This window comes from Agrobacterium sp. GD03872, assembly GCF_029840625.1.
Taxonomy (GTDB): Bacteria; Pseudomonadota; Alphaproteobacteria; order Rhizobiales; family Rhizobiaceae; genus Agrobacterium; species Agrobacterium fabrum_A.
On record NZ_JAOCCY010000001.1, the window covers coordinates 416,099 to 433,443 of the forward strand.

Annotated in this window: 18 protein-coding genes; 5 read left to right on the forward strand and 13 right to left on the reverse strand. The window is 61.6% G+C overall.

What is annotated here, in order from left to right; all coding sequences use genetic code 11:
• Window positions 1-18: 18 nt before the first annotated feature.
• Together N5D22_RS01900 and ftsE are read right to left on the reverse strand one after the other, a co-directional pair.
• On the reverse strand, window positions 19-1,026 hold the full coding sequence (locus N5D22_RS01900) for an ABC transporter permease (RefSeq protein WP_279655839.1): 1,008 nt from the start codon (window positions 1,024-1,026) through the stop codon (window positions 19-21).
• Window positions 1,019-1,678 carry a cell division ATP-binding protein FtsE gene (gene ftsE / locus N5D22_RS01905; RefSeq protein WP_003497447.1) on the reverse strand — a complete coding sequence of 220 codons (660 nt, stop codon included), beginning with the start codon at window positions 1,676-1,678 and terminating at the stop codon, window positions 1,019-1,021. Before ftsE ends, N5D22_RS01900 begins: the two co-directional genes overlap by 8 nt.
• A gap of 201 nt (window positions 1,679-1,879) precedes the next feature.
• On the opposite strand from ftsE, the gene N5D22_RS01910 reads away from it, so the two are divergent.
• The 3 genes from N5D22_RS01910 to N5D22_RS01920 all read left to right on the forward strand — a co-directional run bounded on the left by N5D22_RS01910 (window position 1,880) and on the right by N5D22_RS01920 (window position 3,664).
• Window positions 1,880-2,551 carry a hypothetical protein gene (locus N5D22_RS01910; RefSeq protein WP_279655840.1) on the forward strand — a complete coding sequence of 224 codons (672 nt, stop codon included), beginning with the start codon at window positions 1,880-1,882 and terminating at the stop codon, window positions 2,549-2,551.
• A 68-nt stretch (window positions 2,552-2,619) separates the two neighbouring features.
• Window positions 2,620-3,162, forward strand: coding sequence for a hypoxanthine phosphoribosyltransferase (gene hpt / locus N5D22_RS01915; protein WP_004445644.1), 543 nt, complete (start codon window positions 2,620-2,622; stop codon window positions 3,160-3,162).
• A 142-nt stretch (window positions 3,163-3,304) separates the two neighbouring features.
• Entirely contained in the window at window positions 3,305-3,664 is a 360-nt protein-coding gene (locus N5D22_RS01920; RefSeq protein ID WP_279655841.1) for a response regulator, read from the forward strand.
• A 269-nt stretch (window positions 3,665-3,933) separates the two neighbouring features.
• Here N5D22_RS01920 and N5D22_RS01925 read toward each other — a convergent pair whose 3' ends face one another.
• The 4 genes from N5D22_RS01925 to argH form a co-directional block, all read right to left on the reverse strand.
• Entirely contained in the window at window positions 3,934-6,633 is a 2,700-nt protein-coding gene (locus N5D22_RS01925; RefSeq protein ID WP_279655842.1) for a TIGR02302 family protein, read from the reverse strand.
• 177 nt (window positions 6,634-6,810) lie between these two features.
• Window positions 6,811-8,079 (reverse strand): diaminopimelate decarboxylase, encoded by a 1,269-nt coding sequence (gene lysA, locus N5D22_RS01930; RefSeq protein ID WP_279655843.1) that lies wholly within the window; start codon window positions 8,077-8,079, stop codon window positions 6,811-6,813.
• A gap of 13 nt (window positions 8,080-8,092) precedes the next feature.
• Entirely contained in the window at window positions 8,093-8,296 is a 204-nt protein-coding gene (locus N5D22_RS01935; protein WP_020809890.1) for a lipoprotein, read from the reverse strand.
• A gap of 94 nt (window positions 8,297-8,390) precedes the next feature.
• Window positions 8,391-9,791 carry an argininosuccinate lyase gene (gene argH, locus N5D22_RS01940; protein WP_279655844.1) on the reverse strand — a complete coding sequence of 467 codons (1,401 nt, stop codon included), beginning with the start codon at window positions 9,789-9,791 and terminating at the stop codon, window positions 8,391-8,393.
• A gap of 22 nt (window positions 9,792-9,813) precedes the next feature.
• Here argH and N5D22_RS01945 point away from each other — a divergent pair, with 22 nt between their 5' ends.
• Window positions 9,814-10,482 carry a TlpA disulfide reductase family protein gene (locus tag N5D22_RS01945; protein ID WP_279655845.1) on the forward strand — a complete coding sequence of 223 codons (669 nt, stop codon included), beginning with the start codon at window positions 9,814-9,816 and terminating at the stop codon, window positions 10,480-10,482.
• 124 nt (window positions 10,483-10,606) lie between these two features.
• Window positions 10,607-11,854: an MgtC/SapB family protein gene (locus N5D22_RS01950; protein WP_279655846.1), complete on the forward strand. Its 1,248-nt coding sequence runs from the start codon at window positions 10,607-10,609 to the stop codon at window positions 11,852-11,854.
• Window positions 11,855-11,872: 18 nt separating this feature from the next.
• Here the strand turns inward: N5D22_RS01950 and N5D22_RS01955 are convergent, their stop codons facing one another.
• From N5D22_RS01955 to N5D22_RS01985, 7 genes are all read right to left on the reverse strand, one after another.
• Window positions 11,873-12,754 (reverse strand): 3-hydroxybutyryl-CoA dehydrogenase, encoded by an 882-nt coding sequence (locus tag N5D22_RS01955; protein WP_279655847.1) that lies wholly within the window; start codon window positions 12,752-12,754, stop codon window positions 11,873-11,875.
• A 116-nt stretch (window positions 12,755-12,870) separates the two neighbouring features.
• The gene (locus N5D22_RS01960; RefSeq protein ID WP_279659030.1) at window positions 12,871-13,800 is read right to left on the reverse strand and encodes an electron transfer flavoprotein subunit alpha/FixB family protein; all 930 of its coding nucleotides are present in this window, start codon (window positions 13,798-13,800) and stop codon (window positions 12,871-12,873) included.
• A gap of 25 nt (window positions 13,801-13,825) precedes the next feature.
• Window positions 13,826-14,572: an electron transfer flavoprotein subunit beta/FixA family protein gene (locus tag N5D22_RS01965; protein ID WP_020012152.1), complete on the reverse strand. Its 747-nt coding sequence runs from the start codon at window positions 14,570-14,572 to the stop codon at window positions 13,826-13,828.
• Window positions 14,573-14,756: 184 nt separating this feature from the next.
• A complete protein-coding gene (locus tag N5D22_RS01970) occupies window positions 14,757-15,530 on the reverse strand; it encodes a rhomboid family intramembrane serine protease (RefSeq protein ID WP_059753723.1) in 774 nt (257 codons plus the stop codon).
• Between the two features lie 32 nt (window positions 15,531-15,562).
• Entirely contained in the window at window positions 15,563-16,141 is a 579-nt protein-coding gene (locus N5D22_RS01975; protein WP_279656115.1) for a cob(I)yrinic acid a,c-diamide adenosyltransferase, read from the reverse strand.
• 1 nt (window position 16,142) lies between these two features.
• Window positions 16,143-16,340: a twin transmembrane helix small protein gene (locus N5D22_RS01980; RefSeq protein WP_003520830.1), complete on the reverse strand. Its 198-nt coding sequence runs from the start codon at window positions 16,338-16,340 to the stop codon at window positions 16,143-16,145.
• Window positions 16,341-16,356: 16 nt separating this feature from the next.
• The gene (locus N5D22_RS01985; protein ID WP_125144909.1) at window positions 16,357-17,190 is read right to left on the reverse strand and encodes an SDR family oxidoreductase; all 834 of its coding nucleotides are present in this window, start codon (window positions 17,188-17,190) and stop codon (window positions 16,357-16,359) included.
• Between the last annotated feature and the right edge of the window lie 155 nt (window positions 17,191-17,345).

Sequence of the window (17,345 nt, forward strand, 5' to 3'; positions counted from 1 at the left end):
GGGATTTTGAGGGCACCCTCACGATGCGAGACCGTCACTTTTCGACGGATCGGACCGGATACGGTCAATATCGTCGATGGTGCGGATGACAGTCATGCGCGCGGTGATCGTGGTCAGGAGCGCGATGATGACCATCGTCATGGCGATGCCGAGATAACCGCCGAGCCCGACCGAAAACGAACCAAAAAGCGCGCTCGCCTGATCGCTTTGCGGCGTGGCGACCGTGCTCGACTGCCAGAAACCGGCAACGAGGAACACGGCCGCGGCAAGCGCGCTGCCCGCCGCCGCCCCCTTGAGGCTGATCTTCAGGAAATGCTTCTGGAATTCGCGCGCCACGAAGCTGCTTTCCGCGCCGACGAAATGCAGCACCTCGACAATGTGCCGGTTGCCGGAAAGCGCGCCGCGCGTGGCGAACACCACCGTCAGCACCATGGCGGTGAAGACGAGGATGAGCACGCCGACGCCGATCATGACGGTGGTTCTGGCCATGGAGACCAGCCTGTCGACCCAGGTGCGGTGGTCGTCGAGAAACGCCTGCGGGATTTCCGTCTTCAGCATGTCCCGCATCGCCTGGAAATCCGGCGGATTGTTTTCATCGATGGTGATGACGACGAGGCGCGGCACCGGCAGCTCGGAAAGATCGAGACCGCTGCCGAGCCAGGGCTCCAGCAGGCGCGATGTCGCCGCATCGTCGAGGATCGTGCCATCCCGCGTGCCGACGAAGGTGAGCGCCAGGTTGCGCGCCTTGGAGAGTGTCGCATTCATGTCCAGCCCGTCCTCGGGCTTGATCTGGATGGTGATCTCGCGGGAAATCTGGCTCTGCCAGGTGGCGGCGGTGGCGCGTACCATGGAGACGGCGCCGAGCGTCAGGCAGGCAAGGAAGGCCATGATGGCGATGACCACCATCAGCGCATTGCCCTGAATATTGGAGGGCGGCAGAATCGGCGCCATCGGGCGGATGCGCATGGGCGGGCGCTTCGGCTGCGCCGCTTCCGGCTTCAATTGTTTGCGGTTGATCTCATTCATAGATATCGAGCCGCCCTTCGGTCAGGATCATCCGGCGCGCATCGATCTGGTCCATCAGGCCGAAATCATGGGTGGCGATGACGACGGCCGTGCCCAGCCGGTTAAGCTCCAGAAACAGGTTGAGAAGGCGCTTGGCCATGGGCGGATCGACGTTGCCGGTCGGCTCGTCGGCCAGCAGGATTTCGGGCTGGTCCATCAGCGCGCGGGCAATGGCGGCGCGCTGTTTTTCCCCGCCGGAAAGAATTGCCGGCAGCACGTTGATGCGCTCACCGAGCCCCACCCATTTCAGGAGCTCGATCACGTCGTTGCGATAGGCGCTCTCTTCCTTGCCGCGCACGCGCAGCGGCAGGGCGACATTCTCATAGGTCGTCAGATGATCGAGCAGCCGGAAATCCTGAAACACGATGCCGACGCGGCGGCGCAGCATCGGCAACTCGCTGCGCGGAATGCGCGATACATCGCGGTTGAACATGCGGATATTGCCGCGGGTCGGCTGCAGCGACATCAAAAGCAGGCGCAGCAGCGTCGTCTTGCCGGCGCCCGACGGGCCGGTCAGAAACTGGAACGAACCCTTGGGAATGTCGAAGGTCATGTCCCTCAGGATCTCGGGCCCCATGCCGTAACGCAACCCGACATTTTCGAAATGGATCAACGGACTTCCAGTCTCTTCGTTTCGTGGTGGTTCGCAAGCCGCTGGCGCATGAGGTTCGGATGTCGGGGTGTAACCCGGATCCGGTGGCCTGTGCGAGCCGTTTTTGCGAAGCATTAACCAATTAAATTTAAAACTTGGCAGGATTCGTTGCAATGCCCAGTTTTGCGGGCCGGAAAACCTCACCCAAGGAATTCTATGGCTATGTTCCGTTCATCTCGCCGGCAAGCGGCATTCGATTTTGACCTCCTGATGCCGGAAACGCCGGTCCGCCGCACGGCGCGGGCGGCAAATCCCGACCGCGACGTGGTAGACGCGGAATTTGTCACCATCAAGGAAAACCGTTCGCCTCGGCCCGGAAACGACAATCGTGGTGCTGCGCGCCGGCAGGCGGCAAAACCGCCCGTTACTCTCGCCATGCTGTGCCTCGCCTTCATCGGTTGGGTGGACCGCAGACTGGCGCGCCTTTCGGCGGACGCCTATTCGGCGCTGGTGGCGGGGCTCGCGATTTTCGTCTTCGTCGGCTCGGGCGGTCTCTCGGTGGTCGTGCCGGAAAAGCAGGCTGTTGCCGCTTCGGTGAACCCACTTGCCATTTCCCATGTCACCGTGACCCCGATGGAGGCGGATGGCATGGATACTCTGCTCATCAACGGCATCGTCGAAAACAATGGCGGCAATCTCGAAGAGGTGCCGGCCCTTCGCGCCGATCTCTTCGCCGCCAAGGGACAACTGGTGGCGAGCATGGTCATCGAGCCGCCGGTGAAAGAGGTGCAGCCGGGTTTCAGCCACGGTTTTTCGGCAAAACTGCGCCATCCCGGTGGAAAAACGCCTGAGATCAAGCTTTCCTTCGTCGAGGCGGGTGCGTCCGAACGCTGACTGTGCTAACGCCTGTCTTCTATTTTTACTGAAAGGTAAAATCGGCAAGGCGCAGCACAGGAGTAAGAATGCCCGTCGTCCGTGGAAAAAACATCGAGCCGCTTTATACCGCCGAGCAGATCGCCGAGCGCAATCGCGACATGGCCAAGCACATTGCCAGCGGCCCGACCAAGGATTTACTGGTCATCGCCGTGCTCAAGGGATCGTTCATTTTCGCGGCCGATCTCATCCGCGCGCTGCATGACAGCGGTCTTGCCCCTGAAGTCGAGTTCATCACGCTGTCGAGCTATGGCACCGGCACGGTTTCGCAAGGCGTCAGGATCGTCAAGGATATCGACAGCGATGTGAAGGACCGCGATGTCCTCTTGATCGACGATATTCTCGAATCCGGTCGCACGCTGCGTTTCGCCAAGGAACTGCTCTACGAGCGCGGCGCCCGCAACGTCACCATCGCCGTGCTGCTCGACAAGAAGGTGAAGCGCAAGGAAGATCTGGAGGCCGATTATGTCGGTTTCGAGTGTCCGGATTATTTCGTCGTGGGCTACGGCATGGACGTCGCTTACGCCTTCCGCGAGCTGCCTTTCGTCGGTGTGGTAACGGGCGACGCCTGAGCCCTTCTTCCGTGCCGGAACGGCACAGCGCGGAGACGCCTCATTAACCATTCACCCAGCCAAGGGCTGGGTGTTTACCTCTTGAAAAGAGGAGCCTGCGATGTTGCTCACGGCTGGAAATGATGCCCAGGAGCAATGATTGATGGCAAAGATTCTGATTACCGAAGACGAGGATGCATTGCGGGCTTTCGTCGCTCGCGCGCTGCGTCTCGATGGTCACGAGACCTATGAGGCGGCGGATGGCGAACAGGGGCTGGAGAAGCTCCAGGAAACCAGTTTCGATCTTCTTCTCTCGGATATCCGCATGCCGGTCATGGATGGCATTGAGCTGGCGCACCGCGCCGCCGAACGCTTCCCGGCCATGCGCATCCTGCTGATGACGGGTTACGCTGAGCAGCGCGAACGCGCTGATGATCTGGCGGAGAAGATCGTTGACGTCGTCTCCAAGCCCTTTGCGCTTCCGGATATTCGCAAGGCTGTGGCGCGGGCGCTTGCGGCCTGAGTGGCGAGATTAAAGAGATTTAGAGGGCGGCCTTCGGGTCGCCTTTTTTATTGACGGATCGCCTGCTTCGCAGGTTCGTCATCCTCGGGCTTGACCCGAGGATCCACAACCCGGTGAAATCAATGGATCCTCGGCTCAAGGCCGAGGATGACGTCGAGTGTTTGGCGAGCCTTGTGGTCAACTAGAGTGAGAGTGAGACTGCGCCCCGGTCCCGGCAAAAAGCGCCACGCTAGGCGAAAGGCCGGATCAGGGGCACGTCCCCCCGATCCTCACTGTATGTCCAGCAACCGCTCCAGATACCGCCGTTCGATTTCCCCCGGCGGATTGTTGCCGAGCTTCTCGCGGATCGCCTCGAGGATTTCGCGGGCGCGCTGCACGTCGATTTCATCGGGCACCTTCACCTGATCGCCGAAATCCGGGCCGGTGGTGCTGCGCGGACGGCCGAGCGGATCACGGCCGCCCTGGCCGCCCTGGCCCGCCATGCCTTCCTGACCTTGCCCCGGCTGCTGGCCCTGCTGGCGCATGGCCTGCATGATCTGGCCCATCATGTCCTGTGCGCCCTGGCGCAGTGCATTCAGCGCATTGCCCTGGCCTTCGACGGCCTGTTCGCCCTGACCCTTGCCCAGCGCCTCGCCGGCTCCTTCCATTTCCTGCTGCGCCTTGCCGAAGTTTTCGCCCGGTTCCATGCCGAGATCACGAAGACCCTGCTGCAATTCGCCGAGCTGCTTGCCGAGCGCATCCTGCTGCGCCTGCAGGTTTTTCAGCGCTTCACGCAATTGTTCGGCAGTCATCTGGTCGCTTGGCTGCTGTCCGCCCTGCTGGCCATTTTCGCCCTGTTGGCCCTGCTGTCCCTCTTGCGGCTGCTGGCCGTTTTCGCCCATCTGCTGCTCGTCTTCGCTTTCGCCGCCCTGCTGCGGGTCGCCGCGCTGCATGCGGTCGCGCAGCGCCTGATCGAGCTTGAAGGTCTCGTCCATCAGCTTCTGCTGCTGCTGCAGGATTTCGCCGAGCTTGTCGATCTGCTGGCGCATCTTGCTGCTCTGCTGCTGCCCCTGCTGGCCCTGACGCTGCGGCCTGCCTGCCTGCAGATTGTTCATCATGCGCTGCAGCTGCGAGAGCATTTCCTGCGCCGCGTCGCGATTGCCGGAACGGGCGAGGTTCTCGATCTGGTTCATCATGTTTTCCAGATCGCGCTGGCGCAGCACGTTCTGGGCCTGCTGGTTCATGTTGGCCTGCGGCGCATTCTGCATGCGCTGGGCAAGCTCGCTCATGAATTGCTGCATGGCCTCGCGCAGTTCCTGCATCAGCTTGGCAATTTCCTCGTCGGAGGCATTGCGCTGAAGCGCTTCGGAAAGCGCATTCTGCGCATCGCGCAGGCGTCTTTCGGCCTGTGAAAGATCGCCATCCTCGATGCCGAGCGCGATTTCCCAGAGATAATCGGCCGTCTCCTTCAGCATCTCTTCATTATAAGCGAGCCGCATGCGGGTCTGCGCCGATTGCAGCAGGAGATAATGCGTGGTGTTGGGAATGGTCTCTTCCGGGCGCAGGCCGACCGCCTCGTTATAGGCGATGGCCTTCGGCATCTGGCGCGTGTCGAGCGAGAAGATCTGTCGCTGTTCGGCAATGGACGCCGCCAGCGGTTCGGAGAAGTTGCGGCCCGGCAGCACCATTTCATGTGCGGGGCTGCGGCCGGTCTGGCCGGCGCCGTCCGTCGCCACCAGCGTGATGCGCACGCGTTTTCCCGCCATCGGATGTTCGGTCAGGTTGCGGCTGGTCAGGCCCTTGATCTCGCGATTGTTCTGACGCGGCAGATCGAGCTTGAATTCCGGCGGCGGATAAAGCGCGGTCGCGCCTTCCGCAACGCCGACCGGCTCGATGATGGCATGGGCTTCCTTCAGCCCGTAATCGTCCTTGGCGGTAAATCCCACTTCCAGCGCGCCATTGACGGCGCGTCGCGGCATGTTGTCGAAGGCGATGCTGGGCGGCTGGTCGGGGATGACGTTAAATACCCATTGTTCGCCATTGGCGGTGATCATGCCGCTTTCGGTGACATCCATGGCGAAGGTGCGCGGTGCGACGGGCTGATCCGTCGAACGGACGGGCGTCTGAGCGGCGACATCGCCGCTTGCGCTGTCGGCACGCGCCGCTTCCGGCGCAAGCTTCTGCAGCGCGCCCGCCATCTCCGGTTCGAATGTCACTTCCTCGCCGCCATCGCCGCCGGTCATGCGGATTGTCAGCCTGGAGGATTGCGGCACGGAGACCGCGTCGCGGTTCGTCGCATCGCGTCCGGTCAGGAAAATCGGTGCGCGGCCGGTATAGGCGGGCGGTGTGACCCAGGCATCGAGACGGATATCGGGATTGAGCGGCCCGACGGCCGGCCGGCTGCGGAAGGCATCGGCAACCGTACCTGCGCCGTTCGAATAGGAAAAACCGAAAGCAGTGACCAGCAGCAGTGCCGGAACGGCGCGCAGCGCCAGGCGGTCGTAACGGGCGATATCGGGTTTCGGCAGGCCGGCATTGAGCGCGGCGATACGCTCCGCCATGCGGATCTGGTGCTCTTTCCAGAGTGTGCGGGAAAACGGCGTGTCAAAGGCCGGTTCGTCTTCCTGCACGCCGACCGGCTGGTGCGCCAGACCGTTGCGATCTTCAAGAAGGCGGGACGCGTCGTTATCCGTCGGCCATTTCAGTCGAAGGATCGGCAAAAGCGTGGCGATGAAACTGAAGACCAGCAGGAATACGACGCCAAGCCGCAGGAAATCCGGCATCTGCCGGTAGAGGCCGAACCAGGCAAGCGCCAGAAACACGGCGGCGATGGAGAGAGGCCACAGCGTTTTCGGCGCAATCTTTTCCGAGAGCAGCACGATTTTTGCGAAGAAGCGCTTGGCGGCAACCCGGCGGGCAAGGTCCGGCCGCTGCGCGAATGCGCCGGTCGGGCGCTTTCTGCCTGTCCTGTCCTCTCCAGCTGTGGTCATCAATCCGTTCTCCCGGTTCTGGCCACGTCGAACGCCATTCCCGGAACGGCGAGCTGTTCATATCATGGAGGCGAGGATAACATTCTTTGTGGCGAAGACGAGGGCACCTACGCCCTCACCCCCATTTTTTAGGCAGCATCGCTCAATTGTGATCAAACAGCCGGATGACAGACGCGGTCAGTCGAGCCAGGCCGGTACGGAATCGAGTGCGATCAGCTCCTCATAGGTGCCGCGCGGGCGGATGACGTGGAATTTGTCGTCCTTCACCAGCACTTCCGGCACCAGCAGGCGTGAATTATAGGTGCCGGCCTGCACCGCGCCATAAGCGCCAGCGGAACTGACGGCGATCAGGTCGCCCGGCTGCGGTGCCGCCATCTCGCGGTCGAGCGCCAGATAATCGCCGGTCTCGCAGACCGGGCCGACAATATCGGCCTTGATGCGCGGCGCGTCCGCGGCCGGCTGCACCACGGGACGGATACCGTGATAGGCCTCGTAAAGCGTCGGGCGGATGAGATCGTTCATGGCGCCGTCAACGATGACGAAGGTCTTTTCGCCGCCGTCCTTCACATAGATCACTTCCGTCACCAGAATGCCGGCATTGCCGACGATCAGGCGGCCCGGCTCGGTGACGATCTTGCAGTTGAGGCTCTTCAGCTCATTCTTGACGATATGGGCATAGGCATCCGGCAGCGGCGGCGGATTATTGTCCTCGCGATAGGGAATGCCGAGACCGCCGCCAATATCGACGTGGCTGATCGTGTGTCCGTCGCCGCGCAGCACTTCCACCAGTTCGCGCAACAGTCGGAAAGCATCCTCGAAAGGCTGCAATTCGGTGATCTGGCTGCCGATATGCATGTCGATGCCGGTGACTTCGATACCGGGCAGGGTAGCGGCATGGGCATAGACCGCGCGGGCGCGTTCATAGGAAATGCCGAACTTGTTTTCCTTCTTGCCGGTGGAAATCTTGGCATGGGTGCGCGCATCCACGTCCGGATTGATGCGGAAGGAGACATGCGCCCGCTTGCCCGCCTTCACGGCGCGCAGGTTGAGGACTTCCAGTTCCGGCTCGGATTCGATGTTGAAACAGTAGATGCCGGCTTCCAGCGCATAATCCATTTCCGCAACCGTCTTGCCGACGCCGGAGAACATGATGCGGCTTGCCGGCACCCCGGCGCCGAGCGCGCGGCGCAATTCGCCGCCGGAGACGACGTCGATGCCGGCGCCGAGCTTTGCCAGCGTCTTCAAAACCGCCTGGTTGGAATTGGCCTTCATGGCGTAACAGACCATGGCGTCCACATCGGCAAAAGCGCCTGAGAACACCTTGTAGTGGCGCTCCAGCGTCGCAGTCGAATAGACGTAGAAGGGTGTGCCCACCGCCTTGGCGATCTCGGGCACGGGCACGTTTTCGGCGTGCAGCACGCCGTTGATATAGCCAAAATGGTTCACGGCTTTTTACCCGTCAGAGAAGCTTGTCGAGGATGAACGGCCGCTCCGCCGTTGCCGGCTTCGTCTCCGTTCCGTCGGCATTGCGCTTGTTGCGCATTTCGACCGGCGTGCTCGGCGGATCGATATCGCCCTTACGCCCGCAGGCGCTGAGAGCAAGGCTGACGGCGAGTGTCATGCCGATGGGAACGATGAGTTTGCGCGCAGTTTTTGAAAGCATGGGCCTGTCCAAAGGAAATATGTGCCTCTCTGATAACGAAAAACAGGGCGCTTGTGCACCCTGTTTCTTGTGATCGCGGCGGAACCGGGATTTATCAGTTGCGTCCGCGCCACCAGGCGATCTGCTTCTTCACTTCCGAAGGGGCCGTGCCGCCGAAACTGGTGCGGCTGGCGACGGATGCCTCGACGGACAGAACGTCGAAAACGCCCCTGGTGATGCCGGGGTGAATGGCCTGCAATTCCTCCAGCGAAAGATCGGCGAGATCGCAGCCCTTCTTTTCGGCCAGCGCCACGGCATTGCCGGTCACATGGTGGGCGTCGCGGAAGGGCAGGCCCGCCTCGCGCACCAGCCAGTCGGCGAGATCGGTGGCCGTGGAGTAACCCGAACCGGCGGCGGCGCGCATGCGGTCCTTGCGCACTTCAAGGTCGCGGATCATGCCGGTCATGGCGGCAATCGCCAGTTCCAGGCTCTCGGCGGCGTCGAAAACCTGTTCCTTGTCTTCCTGCATGTCCTTGGAATAGGCGAGCGGCAGGCCTTTCATGACGGTCAGAAGCGCGATCAGCGAGCCGTTGATGCGGCCGGTCTTGGCGCGCACCAGCTCAGCGGCATCAGGGTTCTTCTTCTGCGGCATGATCGAGGAGCCGGTGGAAAAGGCGTCCGACAGGCGGATGAAGCCGAATTGCGGCGTCGACCAGATGACGATTTCTTCGGCGAGGCGCGACAGATGCGTGGCGCAGATGGAGGCGATAGACAGGAATTCCAGCGCGAAATCGCGGTCGGAGACGGTGTCGATGGAGTTGCGGGTCGGCTCACGGAAGCCGAGCGCCTTCGCCGTCATATGGCGGTCGATGGGATAGCCGGTGCCGGCGAGTGCGGCCGCGCCGATCGGGCTTTCGTCCATATGCTCGATGGCGTGGCGCACGCGGGCGCGGTCACGGCCGAACATTTCCACATAAGCCATGCAATGATGGCCGAAGGTGACGGGCTGGGCGGTTTGCAGATGGGTGAAGCCCGGCATCACTGTGTCGGCATTTTCTTCGGCGCGGTCGAGGAAGGCGGCGATGAGGGCCGTCAGCATACCCTCGGTCTTTTGCAATTCTTCCTTGACCCACAGGCGGAAATCGAGCGCCACCTGGTCGTTGCGCGAGCGGGCGGTGTGCAGGCGGCCGGCGGCCGGGCCGATGAGGGTGGCAAGCCGCGCTTCGATGTTCATGTGGATATCTTCGAGCTTGCGCGAGAATTCGAAGCTGCCGGCTTCGATCTCTGACAGGATCGTGTTCAGGCCGTGAGTGATCTTGTCTTTATCTTCCTGCGAAATGATGCCTTTTTCCGCCAGCATGGCGGCGTGCGCCATAGAGCCGCGGATATCCTGGGCGTAAAGCTTCTTGTCGAAGCCGATGGAGGCATTTATCTCTTCCATGATGGCAGATGGCCCGGAAGCGAAACGCCCGCCCCACATCTGGTTGGAGGATTTCTGATCTGTGCCGTCAGCCATGTTAAGTGCCCTGGAGTATTCGATGACAGAAAAAAGGCCGTTCAGGCTTCCTTCCGCCAAATTGGTTGCAATTGCTGCCGTGGCCGGTGTGCTCGCCGGCGCTGGCGCGGTCTGGTTCAGGCATATTGGGTCTGAGAGCCCGGTTCAAGGGGCAGCGGGGACTGACGCCGGTTTATGTGAGGGGGCGGCAAACCGCATCGCCTCGCTGAGGCCGTTTCTGAAGGGGCAGGTGGCGGCCATGTCGGCGGCGGACAAGCCGCGCATCATCCCGCTGTCCTTCAAGGGGCCGGAGGCCAAGGACATGACGCTTGCCGATCTCAAGGGCAAGGCGGTTCTTCTCAACCTCTGGGCCACATGGTGCGTTCCCTGCCGGGAAGAGATGCCGGCGCTGAATGCGCTCGAAAAGGAAAAGGGTGGTGATGGCTTCGAGGTCGTGGCCGTCAATATCGATGTCGGCGCGGATGAGAAGCCGAAAGCCTTCATGGATGAATACGGGATCGACGCGCTCAAGCCTTACCGTGACAGTTCCATGGGCGTCTTCAACGTTCTCAAAAAGGAAGGTCTCGCTTTCGGCCTGCCGGCGACGCTGCTGCTGGATGAAAATGGCTGCCTGCTTGCCGCCATGAACGGTCCTGCGGCGTGGGACAGCGAGGACGCCAAGGCGCTGGTGAGCGCCGCGACCGCAAAATAATGCCGAAGGCGGGGATGAGGCGCGCGCAGCCATCGCTTCCGAAACAGGCCTTGCCAGCGGAGAGAGACAAGTCAGTCCCCGCCTCATATAATGATTCTGGCTTACGCCATGAATGGGTGCCGACATGGAATTGCTTATCCCCCGGCTTGGCCTTGCCCTCGCCATCGGCCTGCTTGTCGGCCTCGAGCGCGGCTGGCGGGAGCGTGATGCGCCGGCCGGCAGTCGCACCGCCGGAATCAGGACCTATGGTATTGCCGGCCTGCTCGGCGGCGTCTTCGGCGTGCTGGCCCGTGAACAGAACAGCGCTTTCGCCTTCGCGGCGGGTTTTCTGGGTTTCGCATTCAGTTTTTCATGGTTCAAGCTGCGCGAGGCGCGCCATGACAATGATTTCAGTGTTACCGGCGTCGTTGCGGCGCTCTGCGTCTTTGCCCTTGGCGGGCTTGCGGTAACGGCGCAATATCAGGCAGCCGCAGCTGGCGGCGCAGCCCTTGCGGCATTGCTCGCCGGCAGGGATGTCCTCCATCGCCTGCTGGAACGGCTGACATGGATCGAGCTGCGCTCTGCGCTGGTGCTCGCCGTGATGACCGCCGTTGGCCTGTCGATCCTTCCGAACCGGGCGATCGATCCGTGGGGCGGTTTCAACCCCTGGGAAATATGGCTGTTCACCGTGCTCAGCGCCACGATTTCCTATTGCGGTTATATTGCCGTGCGCCTCCTCGGCTCAACCCGTGGCCTGCTGGTGACCGGGCTGGCGGGCGCCCTCGTTTCATCGACCGCCGTAACCGCCAGCTTCGGGCAGAAGGCGAAAAGCGGTGAAAACGTGTGGCCTCTGGCCGGTGTGGCGGCGCTGGCCGCGACCGTATCGCTGCTCCGGGTTCTCGTTATCGTTCTTGCCCTTTCGCTGACGACATTTTCCCTTATCGCACCGGCCGTACTGGCCGCCGCACTGGTTCTCGGGTTAAGCGGCGCTGGCCTGATAAGGCTGCAGGATATGCAGTCCGGGCAGGAAATCGACGCAAAGAACCCGTTCGAACTGGTGCCGCTTGCCATTTTCGCCACGCTCTTTGCCGCGACGAGAACGCTGAATGCCGTTCTGCTTGTCTGGATCGGCGCGGGCGGCTTCATCGCTCTCACGGCTTTATCGGCCATATTCGATGCCGATGTGGCGGTTCTCAGTGCGTTGCGAACCAGCGCACAGAATCTGTCGCCGGATATCGTGGCGAGCGCGATCCTCGCTGCACTCGCCGCCAACGCGGTAGGGCGCGTATTCGTCGCCGCCGTTTCCGGAACGCTCGTTTATTGCGGGTTGCTCACGGCTGCATCCGTCGTCGCCGCCGGCGTCGGATCGATCATTTACCTGCTCATTGCCTGAGGGTTCAGGTGAAGGGGTTCAGCGCGTCGGAACCGGCGTCTCGCCGCGATAATCGTAGAAGCCGCGGCCTGATTTGCGGCCGAGCCAGCCGGCCTCGACATATTTGACCAGCAGTGGGCAGGGGCGGTATTTGCTGTCGGAAAGGCCGTCATGCAGCACCTGCATGATCGACAAACAGGTGTCGAGACCGATGAAATCGGCAAGCTGCAGCGGTCCCATCGGGTGGTTCGCGCCGAGCCGCATGGCGGTGTCGATGGCTTCCACCGAGCCGACGCCTTCATAAAGCGTATAGATCGCCTCGTTGATCATCGGCAGCAGGATGCGGTTGACGATGAAGGCCGGGAAATCCTCGGCAACGGTGATCGCCTTTTCCAGCGTCCGCACATAGTCCTTGGCCGCGTCGAAGGTCTTTTCATTGGTGGCGATGCCGCGCACCAGTTCCACCAGCTTCATGACCGGAACCGGATTCATGAAGTGGATGCCCATGAACTGTTCTGGACGGTCGGTGGCGGATGCAAGCCGGGTGATGGAGAGCGACGAGGTATTGGTGGCGAGCAGCGCCTCGGGCTTCAGGATCGGGCAGACCTGCGCATAAATCTTGCGCTTGATCTCCTCGTTTTCCGTCGCGGCCTCGATGACGAGGTCCATGGCTGCCAGATCGTTGATGTCGGTCGAACCGCTGATGAGCGCCAGCGCCTGCTTGCGGGCGTCGTCCGAAAGCTTGCCGTTGGTGACCTGGCGGGCGAGATTGCCGTTGATCGTGGCAAGACCGGCCTCGATGCCTTCCTTGGAAAGATCGTAGATATGGACCCTGTAGCCGGCGATGGCGGAGACATGCGCAATGCCGCATCCCATTTGACCGGCTCCAATGACACCGATGTTCTTAAAGGGGGCGGTCATAGGCTGGTCTCCTCTCAGGGATTTCGTCTGCGTTATTGCCGGCGATGTTACGCATATCGCCGAAAAAGAGAAGGCGGCGCGTTTAAAAAACGCGCCGCCTCCAATTTATGCTTAAATTACAGCGATTTTTCGAGTTCGGGCAGCGCCTCGAAGAGGTCTGCGACGAGGCCATAGTCGGCCACCTGGAAGATTGGCGCTTCTTCATCCTTGTTGATGGCGACGATGACCTTCGAATCCTTCATGCCGGCCAGATGCTGGATGGCGCCCGAGATGCCGGCGGCAATGTAAAGCTGCGGCGCAACCACCTTGCCGGTCTGGCCAACCTGCCAGTCGTTCGGCGCATAACCGGCATCGACGGCCGCACGGCTGGCGCCAACGGCGGCACCCAGCTTGTCGGCGACGGGAAGGATGACTTCCTTGAACTTCTCCGAGGAACCGAGCGCACGGCCACCCGAGATGATGATCTTGGCCGACGTCAGTTCCGGACGGTCGGACGACGCCAGAGCATCGGAAACGAAGCTGGAAAGACCGGGGTTTGCGGCCGCGCCGATGGTTTCAACCGCTGCCGAGCCGCCTTCGGCCGCCGCTGCAAAGGCGGTCGGACGCACGGTGATGACCTTCTTCGCATCGGTCGCCTGCACCGTCTGGATGGCGTTGCCGGCATAGATCGGCCGCTTGAAGGTGTCAGGGCTGACGACCTCGATGATTTCCGAGACCTGCGCCACGTCGAGAAGCGCCGCAACGCGCGGCGTGACGTTCTTGGCCGAGGCGGTGGCCGGGGCGATGATCACGTCATAAGATGCGGCGAGCGAAACGATCAGCGCCGCCAGCGGCTCGGCGAGCGCATTGGCATAGGAGGCGTCGTCGGCGAGCAGCACCTTGGAAACGCCGGAGAGTTTCGCTGCCGCGTCAGCTGCGCCCTTTGCATTGGTGCCGGCGACCAGCACATGGACGTCGCCGCCGATTTGCGTTGCCGCCGTCAGCGTCTTGCCCGTCAGGTCGGAAAGGGTTGCGTTGTCGTGTTCTGCCAGAAGAAGAATGGCCATAAGAATATCTCCCTTTTCCGAAACCTTAGAGGACGCCGTCGGCTTTGAGCTTTTCGACCAGCTCGGCAACCGAGCCGACCTTGATGCCGGCCTTGCGGCCTGCCGGCTCTTCGGTCTTCAGCACCTTCAGGCGCGGCGAAACATCGACGCCGAAATCGGCCGGCGACTTTTTGTCGAGCGGCTTCTTCTTCGCCTTCATGATGTTCGGCAGCGACGCATAACGCGGCTCATTGAGACGAAGATCGGTGGTGACGACGGCGGGAAGCTTCAGCTCCACCGTCTGCAGACCGCCATCGACTTCACGGGTGACTGCGACCTTGCCGTCGGACGGTACGACCTTGGAGGCGAAGGTGCCCTGGCCCCAGCCGAGAAGGGCGGCCAGCATCTGGCCGGTCTGGTTCGAATCGTCATCGATCGCCTGTTTGCCGACGATGACGAGGCCGGGCTGCTCAGCCTCGGCAACGCCCTTCAGAAGCTTGGCGACGGCCAGCGGCTCGACCGTCTCGTCGGTCTCGATCAGGATGGCGCGGTCGGCGCCCATGGCGAGTGCGGTGCGCAGCGTCTCTTCCGCCTTGGCCGGGCCGATGGAGACCACCACAACCTCTTCGGCCTTGCCGGCTTCCTTCAGGCGCAGCGCCTCTTCCACCGAGATTTCGTCGAACGGGTTCATCGACATCTTCACATTCGCAAGCTCAACGCCCGAACCATCCGATTTTACGCGGATCTTAACGTTGTAATCGACGACTCGTTTGACGGGGACAAGGATCTTCATCGGCGGCTTTCCTCAAACTCCTGTCCGCTTTGGCCAGTTGACCGCGCGGACCTCCAAAAACAGGTTGGCGACATGGATAAGCATTTTTCCCGCAATTACAACGGAGCAATCTTCATTATCACATGCACGTAAGGCATATCTTACGTTGACGTTCACGTAAATACTCTATCTCTTTCGCAAGAGCTCATCTGCTCCCGTCATAGCCCCGTTCGATTTGCGACAACCCCGCCGTTTGCGACGGATTCTTGAACTGTGCCGCCCTCGGCGGAACAATGGTGCGATCAAACAGGGGAACGCCCCGCCTGCGCATGAAGATCACCATGATTGCGCCCGCCATGATGCCGCCCACATGCGCGCCCCAGGAAACGTTTTCCTCGAGCCCGAGCGCTAGCATCAGGAACTGCTGGCCGATCCACAGCGCCAGCGGAATGAAGGCGGGCAAAGGAAGCGGAATGCGCATGAGAACCAGCACCCAGACGCGCACCCTGGGATGCAGCAGGAAATAGGCCGCGACGACGCCGGAGACCGCACCCGAAGCGCCGATCAGCGGCCCCTCCGAGGTGGGGGCGACGAAACCGTGAAACAGCGCGCCGGCGATGGCGCAGGCGATGTAGAAAATCAGGAAACGGAAATGGCCGAGCGCATCCTCGACATTGTCGCCGAAGACCCAGAGAAACAGCATATTGCCGGCCAGATGCCAGAAATCCAGATGCAGGAAAGCATAGGTGACGACGGTCAGGTCATCGGGCACGACTTGCAGGGCGGGTTCCAGATAGGCGTAATCGAACACCACTGCCGGAATGAAACCGAGGCCGAGGGCTGCGGCATTGGCCTGTGTGTCGCTGGCCAGCACCCCGGTAAACAGCCAGACCAGCACATTGACCACGATCAGGCCGATGGTGACATATTGCAGCCGGATATGTTTGAGGGAATTCGCATCGTGCAGCGGTATGAACATCGAACGCCCTTTGGTTGCGTCATTGAAACGCTTTAGCGGTTCTTGCCGGGAACCCACAATATATCGGCCTTGCCGGCATCATTGGCGAAGCGGGCGGCGACGAACAGGAAGTCGGATAGGCGGTTGGCATATTTCAGCGCCGCCGGGCTGACGATCTCATTCTCAGTGACGGAAAGTTCCACCATCAGTCTTTCCGCGCGCCGGCAGACGGTGCGCGCCATATGCAGACTGGCCGCCGCAGCGCTGCCGCCCGGCAACACGAAAGAGGTCAGCGGTTCAAGGGCGGCATTGAGATCGTCGATTTCGTTTTCCAGCCGCGTGACCTGGCTTTCGACGATGCGCAGCGGCTCATAGGAAAGCGGTTCGCCGCTGTCCGGCGTGGCGAGATCGGCGCCGAGATCGAAAAGATCGTTCTGAATACGGAAGAGCATGGCATCCAGCTTTTCCATCCCGCCCGTATGAAGCCGCGCGATGCCGATGGCCGAATTGGTCTCGTCCACCGTGCCATAGGCCTCGACGCGAAGATCGTGCTTCAGGCGGCGCGGGCCGGAAACCAGCGCCGTGGTGCCCTTGTCGCCGGTACGGGTGTAGATCTTGTTCAGCTTCACCATGTCAGCGGCCACCGCCGGTAAGCCAGAGGGTAAACATGATCAGCACAATCGCCACAGCCTGCAAAAGCAGGCGAAGCTGCATCAGCTTGTTGGAGCGGTTGGCGTCCTGTCCCTTCAGCATGTTGAAGAGGCCGCGTATCAGCACGATGACGACGAGGCCCATGACGATAAGGGCCAGAACGGTGGTGAAGCCGGACATGCGGTATTACTCCTCCTCAATCGAATCTGCGCAGCAGACGATAGAAAAGTCCGGCAGGCAAGAGCCGTTTCAGCACAAGCCCCTGTTTGGCCGGCACGGTAACGGGATAATGCGGTTTCGGCCTTTTGGCGGTCAGGGCATGTTTCAACACGGCATAAACGGCGTCCGGGCCGAGCTTGTGGCGGTTGACGGGGCCGGAACCATCCATGCGCGCCAACTGGCGTTTATATTCCGCCGCATGGGCGGAATTTTCGAGATCGATGTGCTCGTTGATATGAGCAAGCGCCGTTGCGGTGAATTTGGAGGTGATTGGCCCCGGTTCGATCAGGCTGACATGGATGCCGCTGCCCTGAAGCTCCATGCGCAGCGTGACGCCCAGCCCCTCAAGGGCGAATTTCGATGCGGTGTAAGCGCCGCGATAACGGTAAGGCACAAGGCCGAGGATGGAGGAGCAATGCACGATGCGCCCCGCACCCCGGGCGCGCATGAAGGGAATGACCCGCCGCGTCAGATCGTGCCAGCCGAAGACATTGGTTTCGAACTGCGCCCGCAGCGCCTCGACAGGCAAATCCTCCACCGCGCCCGGCTGGCCATAAGCGCCGTTGTTGAAAAGCGCATCGATGCGACCGCCCGTCCGGGCCGCGACGGTGTCCACCAGCGCGGCGATGGTTTCCGGCTTGGTATAATCCATGATCAGGGTCTCGATGCCCTGGTTTTCAAGCGCCGCCATGTCGGCGATGCGCCGCACGGTGGCGAAAACCCGCCAGCCGTCCCGGTGGAGCGCGCCGGCGCAATGGGCGCCGATGCCCGAGGAACATCCGGTGATGATGATGACGGGTTTTTCAGACATTTGCCGCTCCGGGAAACCGACTGTTGCTCTGGCCCGATTGCCCGGCCCGTTAAAATCCTATCGCGCGAAATCCGTGCCCTTCTGGAACCGAAAGGCCAGCTTGCGCGCTGTACAAAGCGAAGCTGATTTCCCATATTCGGCTCGAAGTTACAAAT